This window comes from Streptococcus halitosis (assembly GCF_003143695.2).
In the GTDB taxonomy this organism is placed as follows: domain Bacteria; phylum Bacillota; class Bacilli; order Lactobacillales; family Streptococcaceae; genus Streptococcus; species Streptococcus halitosis.
In genome coordinates, this window is sequence record NZ_QEMY02000001.1 from 1020145 (window position 1) to 1038720 (window position 18576).

The 18576-nt window shown below is 41.7% G+C and carries 19 protein-coding genes; all 19 read left to right on the plus strand.

The features are described from left to right. Nucleotides 1–24: 24 nt before the first annotated feature. The 19 genes from DB729_RS05055 to DB729_RS05145 all read left to right on the plus strand — a co-directional run bounded on the left by DB729_RS05055 (nt 25) and on the right by DB729_RS05145 (nt 18277). Nucleotides 25–1299: a DUF2130 domain-containing protein gene (locus DB729_RS05055; protein ID WP_109290091.1), complete on the plus strand. Its 1275-nt coding sequence runs from the start codon at nt 25–27 to the stop codon at nt 1297–1299. 7 nt (nt 1300–1306) lie between these two features. Then, nucleotides 1307–2218 (plus strand): hypothetical protein, encoded by a 912-nt coding sequence (locus DB729_RS05060; RefSeq protein ID WP_109290090.1) that lies wholly within the window; start codon nt 1307–1309, stop codon nt 2216–2218. An 86-nt stretch (nt 2219–2304) separates the two neighbouring features. Continuing rightward, nucleotides 2305–2682, plus strand: coding sequence for an SdpI family protein (locus DB729_RS05065; RefSeq protein WP_000506904.1), 378 nt, complete (start codon nt 2305–2307; stop codon nt 2680–2682). Nucleotides 2683–2792: 110 nt separating this feature from the next. After that, complete coding sequence (truB, locus tag DB729_RS05070) at nt 2793–3671, plus strand: tRNA pseudouridine(55) synthase TruB (RefSeq protein WP_109290089.1); 879 nt, start codon at nt 2793–2795, stop codon at nt 3669–3671. A 110-nt stretch (nt 3672–3781) separates the two neighbouring features. Continuing rightward, nucleotides 3782–4420 carry a uridine kinase gene (udk, locus tag DB729_RS05075; protein ID WP_001181372.1) on the plus strand — a complete coding sequence of 213 codons (639 nt, stop codon included), beginning with the start codon at nt 3782–3784 and terminating at the stop codon, nt 4418–4420. A 128-nt stretch (nt 4421–4548) separates the two neighbouring features. Then, complete coding sequence (gene xseA, locus DB729_RS05080; protein ID WP_109290088.1) at nt 4549–5889, plus strand: exodeoxyribonuclease VII large subunit; 1341 nt, start codon at nt 4549–4551, stop codon at nt 5887–5889. Beyond that, a complete protein-coding gene (locus tag DB729_RS05085; protein ID WP_033585378.1) occupies nt 5867–6079 on the plus strand; it encodes an exodeoxyribonuclease VII small subunit in 213 nt (70 codons plus the stop codon). The genes xseA and DB729_RS05085 overlap by 23 nt, the downstream gene beginning before the upstream one ends. Further along, entirely contained in the window at nt 6076–6951 is an 876-nt protein-coding gene (locus tag DB729_RS05090; RefSeq protein ID WP_109290087.1) for a polyprenyl synthetase family protein, read from the plus strand. The genes DB729_RS05085 and DB729_RS05090 overlap by 4 nt, the downstream gene beginning before the upstream one ends. Continuing rightward, nucleotides 6944–7759, plus strand: coding sequence for a TlyA family RNA methyltransferase (locus tag DB729_RS05095; protein WP_109290086.1), 816 nt, complete (start codon nt 6944–6946; stop codon nt 7757–7759). The genes DB729_RS05090 and DB729_RS05095 overlap by 8 nt, the downstream gene beginning before the upstream one ends. Next, nucleotides 7752–8183 carry an arginine repressor gene (locus DB729_RS05100; RefSeq protein WP_001034390.1) on the plus strand — a complete coding sequence of 144 codons (432 nt, stop codon included), beginning with the start codon at nt 7752–7754 and terminating at the stop codon, nt 8181–8183. Before DB729_RS05095 ends, DB729_RS05100 begins: the two co-directional genes overlap by 8 nt. Before the next feature lie 6 nt (nt 8184–8189). Further along, complete coding sequence (gene recN, locus DB729_RS05105; RefSeq protein WP_084873216.1) at nt 8190–9857, plus strand: DNA repair protein RecN; 1668 nt, start codon at nt 8190–8192, stop codon at nt 9855–9857. Then, complete coding sequence (locus DB729_RS05110) at nt 9858–10586, plus strand: metallophosphoesterase family protein (protein ID WP_084873214.1); 729 nt, start codon at nt 9858–9860, stop codon at nt 10584–10586. A 78-nt stretch (nt 10587–10664) separates the two neighbouring features. Continuing rightward, nucleotides 10665–12488 (plus strand): translation elongation factor 4, encoded by a 1824-nt coding sequence (gene lepA, locus DB729_RS05115; protein WP_084873213.1) that lies wholly within the window; start codon nt 10665–10667, stop codon nt 12486–12488. Nucleotides 12489–12627: 139 nt separating this feature from the next. Continuing rightward, nucleotides 12628–13251, plus strand: coding sequence for a hypothetical protein (locus tag DB729_RS05120; protein ID WP_109290085.1), 624 nt, complete (start codon nt 12628–12630; stop codon nt 13249–13251). A gap of 80 nt (nt 13252–13331) precedes the next feature. After that, nucleotides 13332–14180 (plus strand): DNA-processing protein DprA, encoded by an 849-nt coding sequence (dprA, locus tag DB729_RS05125; RefSeq protein ID WP_049478164.1) that lies wholly within the window; start codon nt 13332–13334, stop codon nt 14178–14180. 117 nt (nt 14181–14297) lie between these two features. Further along, nucleotides 14298–16385, plus strand: coding sequence for a type I DNA topoisomerase (topA, locus tag DB729_RS05130; protein ID WP_109290084.1), 2088 nt, complete (start codon nt 14298–14300; stop codon nt 16383–16385). 106 nt (nt 16386–16491) lie between these two features. Next, entirely contained in the window at nt 16492–16851 is a 360-nt protein-coding gene (locus tag DB729_RS05135) for a YbaN family protein (RefSeq protein ID WP_001220350.1), read from the plus strand. A gap of 93 nt (nt 16852–16944) precedes the next feature. Beyond that, a complete protein-coding gene (locus DB729_RS05140) occupies nt 16945–17577 on the plus strand; it encodes a copper homeostasis protein CutC (protein ID WP_049478166.1) in 633 nt (210 codons plus the stop codon). Between the two features lie 43 nt (nt 17578–17620). After that, a complete protein-coding gene (locus tag DB729_RS05145) occupies nt 17621–18277 on the plus strand; it encodes an MmcQ/YjbR family DNA-binding protein (protein ID WP_000461598.1) in 657 nt (218 codons plus the stop codon). Nucleotides 18278–18576: the final 299 nt, after the last annotated feature.

Sequence of the window (18576 nt, forward strand, 5' to 3'; positions counted from 1 at the left end):
CAGAAGTCTAGAAAGAGGAAAGTTATGAACGAAATCAAATGTCCCAACTGTGGGGAAGTCTTTACAGTAAATGAAAGTCAGTATGCCGAACTCTTGTCTCAAGTGAGAACGGCTGAGTTTGATAAGGAATTACACGACCGCATGAAGCAGGAACTTGCCTTAGTTGAGCAAAAGGCTATGAATGATCAGCAGTCTAAACTGGCTCAAAAAGACCAAGAAATTGCGCAATTGCAGAGTCAAATCCAAAACTTTGATACAGAAAAAGAATTAGCTAAGAAAGAAGTTGAGCAGACAAGCCATGAGGCCCTATTGGCAAAGGACAAGGAAGTGCAGGCCTTGGAAAACCAACTGGCTACCTTGCGTTTGGAGCATGAAAATCAACTGCAAAAGACCCTTTCTGACTTAGAAAAAGAACGGGATCAGGTCAAAAATCAGCTCCTCTTGCAAGAAAAGGAAAATGAGTTGTCTTTGGCTTCTGTTAAGCAAAATTACGAAGCCCAGCTCAAGGCTGCTAGTGAACAAGTCGAATTTTACAAGAATTTCAAAGCTCAACAATCTACCAAGGCAATCGGTGAAAGTCTGGAACAGTATGCAGAGAGTGAGTTTAACAAGGTTCGTAGTTTTGCCTTTCCAAATGCCTACTTTGAGAAGGATAACAAGGTCTCTGCACGTGGGTCTAAGGGGGACTTTATCTTCCGTGAATGTGATGAAAACGGAGTGGAAATTATTTCCATCATGTTTGAAATGAAAAACGAAGCGGATGGGACGGAGAAAAAGCATAAGAATGCAGATTTTTACAAGGAATTGGACAAGGACCGTCGGGAGAAGAACTGTGAGTATGCTATTTTGGTGACCATGTTAGAAGCAGATAACGATTACTTTAATACAGGAATTGTTGATGTCAGCCACGAGTATGAAAAGATGTATGTGGTCCGTCCTCAGTTCTTTATCCAGTTGATTGGACTCTTGCGTAATGCAGCGCTTAATTCCCTTAAATACAAGCAAGAGTTGGCCTTGGTTCGCGAGCAAAATATCGATATTACACATTTTGAGGAAGATTTGGACGCCTTTAAGCTAGCCTTTGCAAAGAACTACAACTCTGCTTCAACCAATTTTGGTAAAGCTATTGATGAAATCGACAAGGCCATCAAACGCATGGAAGAGGTCAAGAAGTTCCTAACCACATCCGAAAACCAACTCCGCCTCGCTAATAACAAATTGGAAGATGTTTCAGTTAAAAAATTGACCCGAAAAAATCCAACTATGAAAGCGAAGTTTGAAGCACTGAAGGGGGAGTGAGAAAGCAGTGGAAAATGAATTATTAGTATTGGGTACTGAAGAAGTAGATGAGTCTAAAAATATAAACTATGACGAATTAGAAGAACTATTGGAACAGCAATTTACAATGGAGTTTTCTAATCTCGAAAAATTAGAACTAGAATGTAAAGAGATTAGTTCACCAGATAAATTAGGAGATGTTATTTTAGATGAAATCTGGGATCAATTTGCGAATCAAATTGGTTTAGATATGACAAGTGACACGCTTCTTAAGCAGTATAACGATAAACATCCTAATGGTTATACAAAAGAAGAGGGTGCTAAAATAATGAAAGATAAAAGGTATACTGATGCAAAGAATGCTATGAAAGAAAAGCAAAAATCTGGAAATTTAAAGGATGAATATACTGGAAAAACTTTAAAATTAAATGAAAACGCAAATTTGGATCACGTTGTAGCACGTAAACAAATTTTTGAAAATTCTTGGAGAAAGATTGCTGATATAGATACTGTAGATTTAGCAAACAAAAAGGAAAATTTAGCAGCAACTAATGAATCGCTTAATAAAAGTAAAGGTGCAGAATCTAATAGCGAGTATATAAAGGATAGAGAAGTAAGAGAAAAAAATCTAAAAGAACAAGTTGAAAGAGCTAATAAAAAAATTGACAAGAAGGATATTTCAGATTTCGAAAAACGAAATCTGAACGCTATAAACGAAAAAAGATTAAATGATAAATACATTTTGCATGATTCTGCAAAAGAAACATTAAAAAAATATTTAGAATTACATAGTAACAATCCTGAAAATAAAAATGCAAATGGGCGATTTGCAAGAAATGTATTTGATAGGATAGCACGTTCTAGCGCACGTGTAAAAAAATGCTACAAAGTCAAATTGAGCAATTGCGCGATGATTTTGAGCGTGAACGTACTCAACTAGTGGATCAAATCGATCAAAAAGACAAGCAGATTGCTGACATGATCGGAATCTATCATTTAGAGGTAAAAGTAATGGAGGGAATTTAAATGGGATTTAGGATATTCATGCTAATCGTAGTTTTACTTATTCCGTTAACTATGCTTTTATTTGGCTGGCTATTTTTTAGGAGAACACCGAAAGAAATCAATTATGTATTCGGATACCGAACAAAAAGGTCCATGAGGAATGAAGAAACATGGAAGTTTGCGAATCAATATTTTGGGAAAGTATGGTATCTTTGCGGACTACTTTCAGCACCTCTCTCCGTGATTGCCATGGCCATTGTTTTTGAAAAGGGAACGGAGACAATGAGTACTGTTGGCTTTATTATCACGATGATTCAGACAATCCCTTTAGTTGGCGCGATGATTTCAACAGAGATTGCATTGAAGAAAAACTTTGATGAAAACGGGAGAAGGAAATAAACGAGGTATATCCATCACTAGAAGAAAAGCAGCAAATCTTTTGTTACAAAAGATAATTACATTATAATTCTTGAAGAAGATATTTCATGAATGAAATAAGAAAGCAACACATGAACGGTATTATCAATTTAAAAAAAGAAGCGGGGATGACTTCGCATGATGCGGTTTTTAAACTGCGTAAGATTTTGGGAACCAAGAAGATTGGTCATGGTGGGACCTTGGATCCGGATGTAGTGGGAGTTCTGCCAATCGCGGTTGGCAAGGCAACCCGTATGGTCGAATTTATGCAGGACGAGGGCAAGGTCTATGAGGGAGAGATTACTCTGGGCTATTCAACGACGACCGAGGATGCTAGTGGGGAAGTGGTCGCAGAGACTCCTGTTTTGTCGCCCTTGGATGAAACCATTGTCGATGAAGCGATTGCGAGTCTGACTGGGCCTATTACTCAGATTCCACCGATGTACTCGGCTGTTAAGGTTAATGGTCGCAAGCTCTATGAGTATGCGCGTGCTGGTCAGGAAGTGGAACGTCCAGAACGTCAGGTGACTATTTATCACTTTGAGCGGACTAGTCCGATTTCTTATGAAGGCGAACTTGCACGTTTTACCTTTCGTGTGAAATGTAGTAAGGGGACTTATATCCGTACCTTGTCTGTTGACTTGGGAGAGAAGCTGGGTTATGCGGCCCATATGTCCCATTTGACTCGGACGAGTGCAGCAGGTTTACAGTTAGAAGATGCCTTGACTTTGAATGAAATTGCTACAAAAGTGGAGGCCGGTCAACTGGACTTTCTCCATCCTCTTGAAATTGGAATAGGTGACCTTGTCAAAGTTTTCCTAACTCCAGAAGAGGCCACAGAAGTGCGCTTTGGTCGTTTTATTGAGTTAGAACAAACAGACAAAGAATTGGCTGCCTTTGAAGGAGATACATTGCTAGCCATTCTAGAAAAAAGGGGCAATCTCTACAAGCCAAGGAAGGTTTTTAGCTAGTTTAACTGGAGTGTGGGAAGGATTTGTTTTCCCTAGGCTATCCAAATCAGACTATAAATTTTGCAAAAAATATGATAGAATAGACGACGGATAAAAAAACGGAGGATAGCATGCAAAATAGACCAATCATTATCGGAGTGACAGGTGGTTCTGGTGGTGGTAAAACCAGTGTTTCAAGAGCCATTTTATCGCATTTTCCTGATGAAAAGATTTCCATGATTGAGCATGATTCATACTACAAGGATCAGTCTCACTTGACTTTTGAAGAGCGTGTCAAAACCAACTACGACCATCCATTTGCCTTTGATACAGATCTGATGATCGAGCAGATTAAAGAATTGTTGGCAGGGCGCCCAGTGGACATCCCGACTTATGACTATACAGCGCATACACGGAGTAGCAAGACCTATCGTCAGGAGCCTCAAGATGTCTTTATCGTTGAGGGGATTCTGGTCTTGGAGGATAAGCGCCTGCGCGATTTGATGGATATCAAGATTTTTGTGGATACAGATGATGATGTGCGTATTATTCGTCGGATCAAGCGTGATATGGAAGAGCGTGGACGTAGCCTTGACAGTGTCATTGAGCAGTACTTAGGTGTAGTTAAACCTATGTACCACCAGTTTATCGAGCCGACCAAGCGCTATGCGGATATCGTCATTCCTGAGGGAGTCAGCAATACAGTTGCTATCGACCTTTTGACCACTAAGATTGCAAAGATTTTGGAAGAAGCGCGAAACAGTAAATAATCAGATGAGGAGGCCTAGCCTCCTTTTTCTATTTTTCCTTTAGTTTCAGTAGGAAAAAGGTGATTTTTAAGCATGTTTTTGGTATAATAATACCCGTGGAAAAGCAAGAAAATGAATAGTAGGTGGAGATGGAAAAGTATTTATCGGTAACAACTTTGACCAAGTATCTGAAAATGAAATTCGATAAAGACCCTTACTTGGAACGGGTCTATTTAACTGGTCAAGTTTCCAACTTTCGTAAACGACCTACTCACCAATATTTCTCCTTAAAAGATGATCATGCAGTTATTCAAGCGACCATCTGGTCTGGGATTTATCAAAAATTAGGTTTCGACCTCGAAGAGGGAATGAAAATCAATGTGATTGGGCGTGTGCAGGTCTATGAACCCAGCGGGAGCTACTCTATCATCATTGAAAAAGCTGAGCCTGATGGGGTTGGGGCGCTAGCGATTCAGTTTGAACAACTTAAGAAAAAATTGACGGAAGAAGGTCTATTTCAAGAGAGATTCAAGCAACCTCTTCCCCAGTTTGCTAAGCGAATTGGAGTGGTGACCAGTCGTAGTGGAGCCGTTATTCGAGATATCATCACGACCGTCAGCAGACGTTTTCCTGGTGTTGATATCCTTCTCTATCCGACCAAGGTACAAGGTGATGGAGCAGCGGAGGAAATTGCTCGAAATATTGCGCGTGCCAATCAACGTGAGGACCTAGATGTTCTCATCATTGGTCGTGGTGGTGGTTCCATCGAGGATCTCTGGGCCTTTAACGAAGAGATTGTGGTACGAGCTATTTTTGAATCCCGTTTGCCCATCATTTCTAGTGTTGGTCATGAGACAGATGTGACCTTGGCAGACTTTGTGGCTGATCGTCGTGCTGCGACGCCAACAGCTGCAGCTGAATTGGCAACGCCTGTGACCAAGTTGGATCTATTGACGCATTTGCAAAATCAAGAAAAACGGATGGCAACAGCAGTTCAGAATGTCTTGTCAAAGAAAAAAGAGGCTTTGAAAAAATGCAGTCAGTCTGTTATCTTTAGACAGCCAGAGCGCTTGTATGATGGTTATTTGCAACGGTTAGATCAACTGCAACTGCGATTAAAACAAAGTTTTCAAACACGGATTTCTGATAATAAACAGCTAGTCCAAGCAAGGACGCATCAACTAGTCCAATTATCACCTATAACCAAAATCCAGCGTTATCAAGACCGGCTTGGTCAGTTGGACAAGCTCTTACGTAGCCAAATGGCGCTGGTTTATGATGCTAAGGTTGCTGAAGTGAAAAGACTTTCAGAAGCCTTGTTGATGTTGGATACCAGTCGAATCGTGGCGCGTGGTTATGCTATTGTCAAAAAAGAAGAGTCCGTTATCGATTCGGTTGAAAATTTGAAGAAAAAAGACCAAGTGACGCTTTTGATGCGAGATGGTCAAGTAGAATTAGAGGTTAAAGATGTCAAAACAAAAGAAATTTGAGGAAAATCTAGCAGAACTGGAGACCATTGTCCAAAGTTTAGAAAATGGTGAAATTGCTTTGGAAGATGCGATTGCGGCCTTTCAAAAGGGCATGTTCTTGTCAAAAGAGCTCCAAGCGACGTTAGACAAGGCTGAAAAGACCTTGGTCAAGGTCATGCAAGAAGACGGAACAGAAAGTGATTTTGAATGAAGAAGCAAGAAAAATTAGCTCTTGTTGAGTCGGTCTTGGAAGCCTTTTATGGAGACCAGCAGTTTGCTTCTAGTTTACGGGAATCTGTTCTCTATTCCATTCATGCTGGTGGCAAGCGTATTCGACCTTTTCTCTTGTTAGAAGTTCTGGAAGCCTTGCAAGTCACTATCCAACCAGCACACGCGCAGGTGGCTGCGGCCTTGGAAATGATTCATACAGGGAGTTTGATTCACGATGATCTTCCTGCCATGGATGATGACGATTACCGTCGAGGGCGGTTGACCAATCATAAGAAATTTGGCGAAGCTATGGCAATATTGGCAGGAGATGCCTTGTTCCTAGATCCCTATGCCTTGATAGCGCAGGCAGATTTGCCAAGTCAAATCAAGGTGGACTTGATTGCCAACTTATCCCTTGCTTCAGGAAGTCTGGGAATGGTTGCAGGGCAGGTTTTAGATATGGAAGGCGAACACCAGCACTTGTCCTTGGAAAAACTTCAGACCATTCATGCTAATAAGACTGGAAAATTGCTAGCTTATCCCTTTCAAGCAGCTGCTATCATAGCTGAATTAGCACCAGAAATCCAAGTAAAACTGAAAACGGTTGGTGAATTGATTGGACTGGCCTTTCAAGTCAGAGATGATGTGCTGGATGTGACCGCTAGTTTTGAGGAAATCGGCAAGACTCCGCAAAAGGATTTACAAGCTGAAAAATCAACCTATCCAGCCTTGTTGGGCTTGGAAGAGGCCATTGCCTTTTGTAACCAAACTCTGGATCAAGCCGAGGCTAAATTAGAAGAAATCGCCCAGCAAGTCAGCTTTGAAACAGAATCGATTGTGAAAGTAGTAGAAAGTTTGAGAATCAATGGCTAAGGAAAGAGTGGACGTACTAGCTTATAAACAGGGCTTGTTTGAAACGCGAGAACAGGCCAAGCGCGGCGTCATGGCAGGTCTGGTTGTGGCTGTCCTCAATGGGGAGCGCTTTGACAAACCAGGGGAGAAAATCCCAGATGACACTGAGCTAAAACTCAAGGGTGAAAAACTCAAGTATGTCAGTCGAGGTGGTCTAAAACTAGAGAAGGCCTTGCAGGTCTTTGATTTGTCAGTGGAGGGAGCAACCACGATTGATATTGGGGCTTCCACTGGAGGATTTACTGACGTCATGTTGCAAAATGGTGCTGAGTTGATCTTTGCAGTCGATGTTGGCACCAATCAGTTGGCTTGGAAATTACGCCAAGACCCGCGGGTTGTCAGCATGGAGCAGTTCAATTTCCGCTATGCTGAAAAGACTGATTTTGAGCAGGAACCAAGTTTTGCCAGTATTGATGTGAGTTTCATTTCCCTTAGTCTGATTTTGCCTGCCTTGCACCGTGTCTTGGCTGATCAAGGGCAGGTGGTGGCTCTGGTTAAGCCCCAGTTTGAAGCAGGTCGTGAGCAAATCGGGAAGAATGGAATCATTCGCGATGCCAAGGTTCATCAACATGTCCTTGAATCTGTCACTGCTATGGCAGTTGAACAAGGTTTTTCAGTCCTTGGATTAGACTATTCACCAATCCAAGGTGGACATGGAAACATCGAATTTCTGGCATATTTGAAAAAGGAAGAGGGAGCAAGTAATCAAGTTGTCCCTGAAATAGAAAAAGTTGTAGAGAGAGCACATAGAGAATTTAAAGATGAATAAAAAAGAGAGACTTGAAAAAATTAGAAGATTTGTTACGGATTATCAGATCGGGACTCAGGAAGAAATCGTTGAGCATTTGAAGGAAGCAGGTATTTCTGCTACGCAAGCCACTGTCTCAAGAGACATCAAAGAGCTTGGGATTGTTAAAATTCCTTTGAAGAACAACACCTATATCTATGAGTTGCCAAAATCAATCGTCAAAAGTTTGCAGTTGGCTGAGGACAACATTGTGAGTTCTGAGTTAATGGGAAATATGATCAACCTTGCTGTCATTCCTGGAAATACTATTTTTGTGAAGAGTCAGTTGGTTGAAGCATTTTCTGAACAGATTTTTAGCTGTCTAGCTGATGATGATTCTATCTTAATTGTAGCTAGAACAGCAGAGGCAGCTGAGGAAATTGTTGAACAAGTCAAAAAATGGTAGGTCAGTATGTTACTTGAAATTTCGATAAAAAACTTTGCCATTATTGAGGCGATTTCCCTCAATTTTGAAAAGGGTATGACTGTTTTAACCGGGGAAACGGGTGCTGGAAAGTCTATTATTATCGACGCTATGAATCTCATGTTGGGGGCTCGTGCAACGACAGACGTTATTCGTCACGGTGCGCCAAAGGCAGAGATTGAGGGACTTTTTTCGGTTGAAAATAGTCGCCTTTTACAGGAACTTTTTGAAGAGCAAGGTTTGGAAATGGGTGATGAGATTATCATCCGCCGGGAAATTTTGCAAAATGGTCGTAGTGTTAGTCGCGTGAATGGTCAGATGGTCAATCTTTCTGTCTTGCGTGCTATTGGGCAACACCTTGTGGATATCCATGGTCAGCATGACCAAGAGGAGTTAATGCGTCCTCAACTGCACATCCAGATGTTGGATGAGTTTGGTGATGCTGCTTTCTTGGACTTGAAGGAGACCTATCAAACGAGCTTTGATGCCTATCGCAAAATGCGCAAGCAAGTTCTGGAAGTCAAGAAAAACCAGCAGGAACACAAGGCACGTATCGAAATGTTGGAATTTCAAATGGCAGAGATTGAGGCAGCAAACTTACAGGCTGGTGAAGACTTGGCTCTCAACCAAGAACGAGATAAACTCCTCAATCATAAAAATATTGCGGATACGCTGACCAATGCCTATAGCATGTTAGACAATGAGGAATTCTCCAGTCTTGCTAATGTCCGTTCAGCCATGAATGACATGGAAAGTGTCGAAGAATATGACCCTGAATACCGTGAAATTTCAAGTTCTCTATCAGAAACCTACTATGTTTTAGAAGATATTACCAAGCGTTTGGAAGATATTATTGATGACTTGGATTTTGATGGCAATCGTCTCATGCAGGTTGAAAATCGCTTAGACCTTCTGAATACTATTACTCGCAAGTACGGTGGGACTGTAGACGATGTCTTGCTTTACTTCGCCAAGATTACGGATGAGTACAATCTCTTGACTGGAAATAACCTTTCTTCCGAAGATATGGAAGCAGAGCTCAAGAAATTGGAAGTTAATCTTGTCGACTTGGCAGGACAACTTGCATCAGCTCGTCATGATTTGGCCCAGCAGCTTGAGGCAGAGATTAAGCAAGAATTGCAAGACCTCTATATGGAGAAGGCACAATTCCAGGTTCGCTTTAGCAAGGGCAAATTTAGTCGTGAGGGGAATGAAACGGTCGAGTTTTACATTTCTACTAACCCGGGTGAGGACTTTAAACCCTTGGTCAAAGTTGCGTCTGGTGGGGAATTATCCCGTCTCATGTTAGCTATCAAGTCAGCTTTTTCTCGTAAGGAAGGCAAGACCAGTATTGTCTTTGATGAGGTGGATACTGGAGTTTCAGGTCGTGTGGCCCAAGCAATTGCTCAAAAGATTCATAAGATTGGCCAGCATGGTCAGGTTCTTGCTATCTCTCACTTACCTCAAGTAATTGCGATCGCGGATTATCAATTCTTTATTGAAAAGATTAGCGATGAGCACTCAACGGTGTCGACGGTTCGCCTCTTGACTTTAGAAGAGCGAGTAGAGGAAGTAGCTAAGATGTTAGCTGGGGAAAATGTAACTGAGGCGGCCCTTACCCAAGCTAGAGAATTATTGCAAACGAGGGAGAAATAAATGACAGACTATTATGTAATTGGAGATGTTCACGGGAAAGCAGGTATGCTAGAAGATCTGCTCAAAACCTGGGATGGTCAAACTCAGTTGCTTTTTCTGGGGGATTTGATTGACCGTGGTGAAGACAGTCGCCGTGTTCTAGAAATGGTCAAAGACTTGGTTGACAATCAAGGAGCTATCTGTTTATCAGGTAATCATGAGTATATGTTCCTGACTTGGTTGGACAATCCGGAGGAAAGCTATGACCACTATCGTCGAAATGGTGGAGATACAACCATCAACTCTATCCTAGGTCGCCCCTTGGATGCACCAGTTGATGGCGTAGAAGATGCCAAACGGGTTGCGACTGAAGCAGCAGACTTGGTCGAATTTATTCGTCAAATGCCATTTGTAGTAGAGACAGACAAGTATATCTTTGTTCATGCTGGTATTGATTTGACTTTGGATGATTGGCATGAAACGACCGATTACAAGAAAGTCTGGCTCAGAAAACCATTCCACGAAGCCGAAAATCATACCGGGAAAACTATTGTCTTTGGTCATACACCAGTCTATGGTCTACTAGATCAGAAACCAGGTACTGCTGACCTTTGGGTGACAGAAGATGGCAAGATTGGGATGGATGGAGGAGCCGTTTATGGAGGTGTCCTTCATGGAATCGTCTTTACAGACCATGGAATGACAGAACACCACTTTATCGAAAATGATGGCTTTATCGCCGAAGATTAGTACTCCTTACAGGGTATGGTCTTGTCAAAATGTTAAAAACAATTTATAATAAATAGATACCCTGAAAGGAAGAGAATCATGAATTTAGAAGAATTAAAAAAACGACAGGAGAAGATCCGGAACTTTTCTATCATCGCCCATATTGACCACGGGAAGTCAACGCTGGCAGACCGCATTTTGGAAAAGACGGAGACGGTTTCTAGTCGTGAAATGCAAGCCCAACTTCTGGATAGCATGGATCTAGAACGGGAACGTGGGATTACCATTAAACTCAATGCTATCGAGCTCAATTACACTGCAAAAGATGGCGAGACCTATATTTTCCACTTGATTGACACGCCAGGGCACGTGGACTTTACCTATGAAGTGTCGCGTTCGCTAGCTGCCTGTGAAGGAGCGATCTTGGTGGTTGATGCGGCCCAAGGGATTGAGGCTCAAACACTTGCCAACGTTTATCTAGCATTGGATAATGATTTGGAAATTCTGCCCGTCATTAACAAGATTGACCTACCAGCAGCTGATCCAGAGCGTGTTCGTACAGAGATTGAGGATGTCATTGGACTGGATGCCAGCGAAGCGGTCTTAGCTTCTGCTAAGGCTGGTATTGGGATCGAAGAAATTCTCGAACAAATCGTAGAAAAAGTACCAGCACCAACGGGTGATGTGACGGCACCACTTAAGGCCTTGATTTTTGACTCAGTTTATGATGCCTATCGTGGGGTTATCCTCCAAGTTCGTGTCATGGACGGAGTTGTCAAACCTGGCGATAAGATTCAACTCATGAGCAATGGCAAGACCTTTGATGTGACGGAAGTTGGTATTTTCACGCCGAAAGCAGTAGGGCGTGATTTCCTTGCGACAGGTGACGTTGGTTATATTGCGGCTTCTATCAAGACAGTTCAAGACACTCGTGTGGGTGATACAGTTACCTTGGCAACCAATCCTGCGGCAGAGCCATTACATGGCTACAAGCAGATGAATCCTATGGTCTTTGCAGGACTTTACCCAATCGAGTCAAATAAATACAATGACCTTCGTGAAGCCCTAGAAAAATTGCAGCTCAACGATGCCAGCTTGCAGTTTGAACCAGAAACATCTCAGGCGCTGGGATTTGGTTTCCGTTGTGGATTCCTTGGACTTCTCCATATGGATGTTATCCAAGAGCGTTTGGAGCGTGAGTTCAATATTGACCTCATCATGACAGCTCCGTCTGTTATCTATAAGGTTAACCAAACTGACGGTGAGTCTATGGATGTCTCTAACCCATCAGAGTTTCCAGATCCAACCAAGATTGCGACTATTGAAGAACCGCATGTTAAGGCGCAAATCATGGTACCACAGGAGTTTGTTGGGGCAGTAATGGAATTGGCTCAACGCAAACGTGGGGACTTTGTGACCATGGACTATATTGATGACAATCGTGTCAATGTTATCTACCAAATCCCACTTGCTGAAATCGTCTTTGACTTCTTTGATAAGCTTAAGTCTTCGACGCGTGGTTATGCAAGCTTTGACTACGAATTGTCAGAGTATCGCCCATCTAAGCTGGTCAAAATGGATATCCTTCTCAATGGTGATAAGGTGGACGCCCTCAGCTTTATCGTTCACAAGGATTTTGCCTACGAACGTGGGAAACTCATCGTTGATAAGCTCAAGAAAATCATCCCTCGTCAACAATTTGAGGTTCCAATTCAAGCAGCAATTGGGCACAAGATTGTGGCCCGTACTGATATCAAGGCCCTTCGTAAGAACGTACTTGCCAAGTGTTACGGTGGTGACGTTTCTCGTAAACGCAAACTCCTTGAAAAACAAAAGGCAGGTAAGAAACGGATGAAAGCTATCGGATCAGTAGAAGTCCCACAAGAAGCCTTCCTTAGCGTCTTAAGCATGGATGAAGAATAGAAAACAAAACTCTTGAGAAATTTTCAAGAGTTTTTGCTTTAAAAGAGAATGAGAAAAATCGTCAACTGACAGAATTGATCAAGTTAAAATTTGACAGGAGTCCTGATTTTTCTTATAATGCAGATGGAAAGGTGGTAGGATGAAAAAATTATTAATTTTAGGTACTGTTGTTACTATTAGTGCTTTTTTAGCTTCATGCTCTAATAAATCGCAAACAGCAACCGAAGAAAGTTCGTCTGCAGTTGTTAGTTCTTCTAGCAGTCAGGAAACGAGTAGCTCTAGCTCTGCCGTTTCTGAAGCGAAAAAGGAAGAGACGCAAATCATCGGATCGAATGAGTATGGCTTTGTCAAGGTACCCAAATCATGGGTTCGATTCCATGAAGTAGAAGGAGGAAATGATATACAGTATAGTGATGGAACAGATATCAACATTGTTACGTTGAATACCTTCAAGGCTGAGCAGTTTAATATCAGCGAAGAAGAATATGTTAAACTGGATGTTGTGACTGTCTCATCTAGTATTTTAACTTCCAAAGAACAAAGCTCTGATTTCAGTAAGGTTTGGGGCTCCAAATCGACAATTGGAGGCTATGAAGCCTATGTTGTCAATGCAATTGCTAAATCAGGGAAATACCTCGTTACCTGGGTTTTCCGATCAAATGATGGTAAAATCCGCTATGTTTCACTTGAAGGGGATGGGGAAACTTTAAAAACAATCTTACCGATGGTTGAAAGTAGCTGGTCAACTACTAAATCTGAATAAATGAAAAAAGAAGATCCTTGGTCTTCTTTTTATTTTTTTTACGAATAGATAGATGAGTAGAAAAAGAAATGGAGTTGTATATGAAGATCACAAACTATGAGATTTACAAATTGAGAAAAGCTGGGCTGAGCAATCAACAAATTTTAACAGTTCTTGAATACGATGAGACTGTAGATCAGGAGCTCTTGCTAGGTGATATTGCGGAACTATCGGGGTGTCGTAATCCTGCTGTCTTTATGGAACGCTATTTCCAGATAGATGATGCACAGTTGGAGAAGGAGTTTCAGAAATTTCCATCCTTTTCTATTCTTGATGACTGTTATCCTTGGGATCTGAGTGAGATTTATGATGCTCCAGTGCTCTTGTTTTATAAAGGAAATCTGGACTTGTTAAAGTTTCCAAAGGTTGCTGTTGTAGGGAGTCGTTCATGTTCTAGTCAGGGAGCAAAATCGGTTCAGAAAGTCATTCAAGGTTTGGAAAACGAGTTAATCGTGGTCAGTGGTTTAGCCAAAGGGATTGATACGGCTGCCCATATGGCTGCACTCCAGAATGGAGGAAGAACGATTGCTGTCATTGGAACAGGATTGGATGTTTTTTATCCCCGAGCCAATAAACGTTTGCAGGAACACATTGGCAATCACCATTTGGTACTTAGCGAGTACGGACCTGGTGAGGAACCCTTGAAATTTCACTTTCCAGCTCGTAATCGTATCATTGCTGGCCTTTGCCGTGGTGTGATTGTAGCAGAGGCAAGGATGCGTTCGGGTAGTCTTATTACTTGTGAGCGAGCTATGGAGGAAGGGCGTGATGTTTTTGCCATTCCAGGAAACATTTTAGATGGCCATTCAGATGGCTGTCACCACTTGATCCAAGAGGGGGCAAAGCTGATTAGCAGTGGTCAAGATGTGTTGGCTGAGTTTGAATTTTAAGGAGAAATTTGTTCACACAGATAAACTTTTCTTCTATATATAGGACTTAGGTCTTGACAGCTATAGAAAAATGGTTTACACTTTATAAAGTTTATTACTTTGAAAAGGTGTGATAGTGTGGCTACGGCAACAAAGAAGAAAAAATCAACAGTTAAAAAAAATCTAGTCATCGTGGAGTCGCCTGCCAAGGCGAAAACGATTGAGAAATATCTAGGCAGAAATTATAAGGTTTTAGCCAGTGTCGGGCATATCCGTGATTTGAAGAAATCCAGTATGTCAGTCGACATTGAAAATAACTATGAACCACAGTATATCAATATCCGAGGAAAAGGTCCTCTCATCAATGACTTAAAAAAAGAAGCTAAAAAGGCCAATAAAGTCTTTCTGGCGAGTGACCCGGACCGTGAAGGAGAAGCAATTTCCTGGCATTTGGCTCACATTCTCAACTTGGACGAGAATGATGCCAACCGTGTAGTCTTTAATGAAATCACCAAAGACGCGGTAAAAAATGCCTTTAAAGAACCACGCAAGATTGATATGGACTTGGTCGACGCCCAACAAGCTCGTCGAGTCTTAGACCGCTTGGTAGGGTATTCGATTTCGCCTATTTTGTGGAAAAAGGTCAAGAAGGGCTTATCAGCAGGACGCGTGCAGTCTGTTGCCCTTAAGCTCATTATTGACCGCGAAAATGAAATCAATGCCTTCCAACCGGAAGAATACTGGACAATTGATGGTGTCTTTAAGAAGGGAACCAAACAATTTCAGGCTTCTTTCTATGGTATGAATGGCAAAAAGATGAAATTGACCACTAATGAAGAAGTCAAAGAAGTCTTGTCCCATTTGACTAGTAAAGATTTCACAGTAGATCAGGTAGATAAGAAAGAACGCAAACGCAATGCGCCCCTACCGTATACAACTTCAACCATGCAGATGGATGCTGCTAACAAAATCAATTTCCGTACTCGAAAGACCATGATGGTGGCTCAACAGCTCTATGAAGGGATCAATATCGGATCAGGTGTGCAAGGTTTGATTACCTATATGCGTACAGACTCGACTCGTATCAGTCCTGTGGCTCAGAATGAAGCGGCAAGCTACATTAACGACCGTTTTGGTAGCAAGTATTCCAAGCATGGTAGCAAGGTCAAGAATGCCTCAGGTGCTCAAGATGCCCACGAAGCCATTCGCCCATCTAGTGTCTTTAACACACCAGAAAGCATCGCTAAGTACTTGGACAAAGACCAGCTCAAGCTCTATACTCTTATCTGGAACCGTTTTGTGGCTAGCCAGATGACAGGCGCTATCTTTGATACCATGGCTGTTAAGCTCTCTCAAAATGGGGTTCAGTTTGCGGCAAATGGAAGCCAAGTTAAGTTTGATGGGTATCTTGCTATCTACAATGACTCTGACAAGAACAAAATGTTGCCAGATATGGTAGTAGGAGATGTGGTCAAGCAGGTGAATAGCAAGCCAGAGCAACATTTCACCCAACCGCCAGCTCGCTATTCAGAAGCGACTCTTATCAAGACCTTGGAAGAAAATGGAGTTGGACGTCCGTCAACCTATGCTCCGACCATTGAAACCATCCAAAAACGTTACTACGTTCGTCTGGCAGCTAAACGTTTTGAACCGACAGAACTGGGAGAAATTGTCAATAAACTCATCGTTGAATACTTCCCAGATATTGTCAATGTGACCTTCACAGCTGAGATGGAAGGAAAACTGGATGATGTCGAAGTTGGTAAAGAGCAGTGGCAACGTGTCATTGACACCTTTTACAAACCATTCTCTAAAGAAGTAGCCAAGGCTGAATCTGAAATGGAAAAAATCCAGATCAAGGATGAGCCTGCTGGATTTGACTGTGAAGTTTGTGGCAGTCCGATGGTGATTAAGCTCGGTCGTTTTGGTAAATTCTATGCTTGTAGTAATTTCCCAGACTGTCGTCACACACAAGCCATTGTCAAAGAGATTGGAGTCGAGTGTCCGAGCTGTCATCAAGGACAAATCATCGAACGCAAAACCAAGCGCAATCGTATCTTCTATGGTTGCAATCGTTACCCAGAATGTGAGTTTACTTCCTGGGATAAACCAATTGGCCGTGACTGTCCAAAATGCGGACACTTCCTTGTGGAGAAAAAAGTCCGTGGTGGTGGCAAGCAGGTTGTATGTAGTAATGGCGACTACGAAGAGGAAAAAATTAAGTAAAATGAAGAGTCCTGAAAATGATTTTCAGGCTCTTTTTGGTTGGAGCTTGACAAATTTCCCCCTTGTGTGCGAAACTAGAGGAAGAGTAATTTATCTAGGAGAAATCATGCGTATCATTTATCTCTGTATTGGCTTTATTTCACTGGCTTTAGCTGTTATTGGAGTTGTCCTACCACTTTTACCAACAACCCCCTTTCTTTTGTTAGCTATTGCTTGCTTTTCAAAATCTTCTAAGCGTTTTGAAGACTGGCTTTATCATACAAAGCTTTATCAGACTTATGTAGCGGACTTTCGGGAAACCAAGTCAATAGCGCGAGAACGAAAGAAAAAAATCATCGTATCTATCTATATCTTGATGGGAATCTCTATCTATTTTGCTCCTCTCTTACCTGTTAAAATTGGTCTGGGAGCCTTGACTATCTTTATCACCTACTATCTCTTTAAAGTCATTCCTGACAAAGAATAGATAAAAATAGTAGTTATTTGCCTTGATAAAAATGAAAGCATATTTAAAATAATATGATATAATAAATTCAAAGAAAACATCAAGGAGAATCAAATGATTTACGAATTTTGTGCTGAAAATGTGACCTTGCTTGAAAAAGCGATGCAGGCTGGAGCTCGTCGAATCGAACTTTGTGACAATCTAGCAGTAGGAGGAACAACACCAAGCTATGGAGTAACCAAGGCAGCTGTTGAATTGGCAGCTAACTACGATACGAACATCATGACCATGATTCGTCCACGTGGTGGCGACTTTGTTTATCAAGATTTGGAAATTGCCATCATGCTAGAAGACATTCGTTTAACTGCTCAAGCAGGTAGCCAAGGGGTCGTCTTTGGTGCCTTAACTGCTGATAAGAAGTTGGATAAGCCTAATCTTGAAAAGTTAATTGCCGCATCAAAAGGAATGGAAATTGTCTTCCACATGGCTTTTGATGAATTGAGCGAAGAAGACCAGTTGGAAGCTATTGACTGGCTCAGCCAAGCTGGTGTCACTCGTATCTTGACTCGTGCGGGTGTGTCTAGTGATGCGCTAGAAAAACGTTTTGCTCACTATCACAGAATTTTGGAACATGCTGCTGGTAAAATTGAAATCTTACCAGGTGGGGGGATTGACTTGGACAACCGTCAAACCTTTATCGACCAACTGGGCGTGACGCAACTTCACGGTACCAAGGTTGTCTTTTAAAAAATAGAAAGGAACTGCTAGCTTTGGGTAGCAGTTTTCACTTATGTTTGAAATTTTTAAATCCTATCAGTTTAATCAAGAAAAAGCCAGTGCCTACGGTTTTATAGAAAACGAGGGAGTCTGGACCTACAGTTTACAGATCTTGGATGGAGCCTTTGTCATGAAAGTATCCACCTCTACGGATAAAGTGAGCTTTCAAGTTTTTGATCAGGAGACTGGTGACCTTTATCCTCAAGTCCATATGGAAAGCATGAGAGGGACTTTTGTAGGAACTGTTCGTCAAGCTTGTCTGGAGATTCTCTATCAAATTCGGAAGGCTTGTTTTGATGTGCAGGATTTTATCTGCCCTCAGACTAAGCGTATCATGGATCAGATTCAGGAAAAGTATGGTAATCAGTTGGAGTATTTGTGGGAAAAGTCACCTGATACAGCTGTATTGCGCCATGGAGGCAATCAAAAGTGGTATGCTGTTTTAATGAGAATCCCATGGGATAAGCTGGAAAAGGGCAGAGAAGGGCTAGTCGAAGCAATCAACCTCAAACACGACCAAGTAGCTGACCTGCTTTCACAAAAGGGTATTTATCCAGCTTTTCATATGAATAAACGCTACTGGCTTAGTCTGGCGCTTGATGATAGTTTGCAAGATGAAGAAGTGATAGAACTCATCGAAAGAAGTTGGAACTTGACTGTGAAAAAATAAGGAAAGTTACTTGAGTTTTCAAATACTTTCAATTAGCAAAATATTCTTTACTGAAGAAATTTTCAGAAAATATTGGATTTTTTCTTGACAAGTGTTTTTAGCTATGCTAAAATACTAAACAAGATATCAAACGAAGGAGAAAGTCAAACATGAAAACAGCTAAGTTTAATCAATTTGCTTTGTTGTTGAGGTACTCGGGCTAGTGCAAAAGCATTAGTCCTGTTTGGCTTACCAAGCGGGAGTAAATCAACATCTCGCTTGGGCTTCTAAGCGAGATGTTTTTTTAAAACCACATTTGG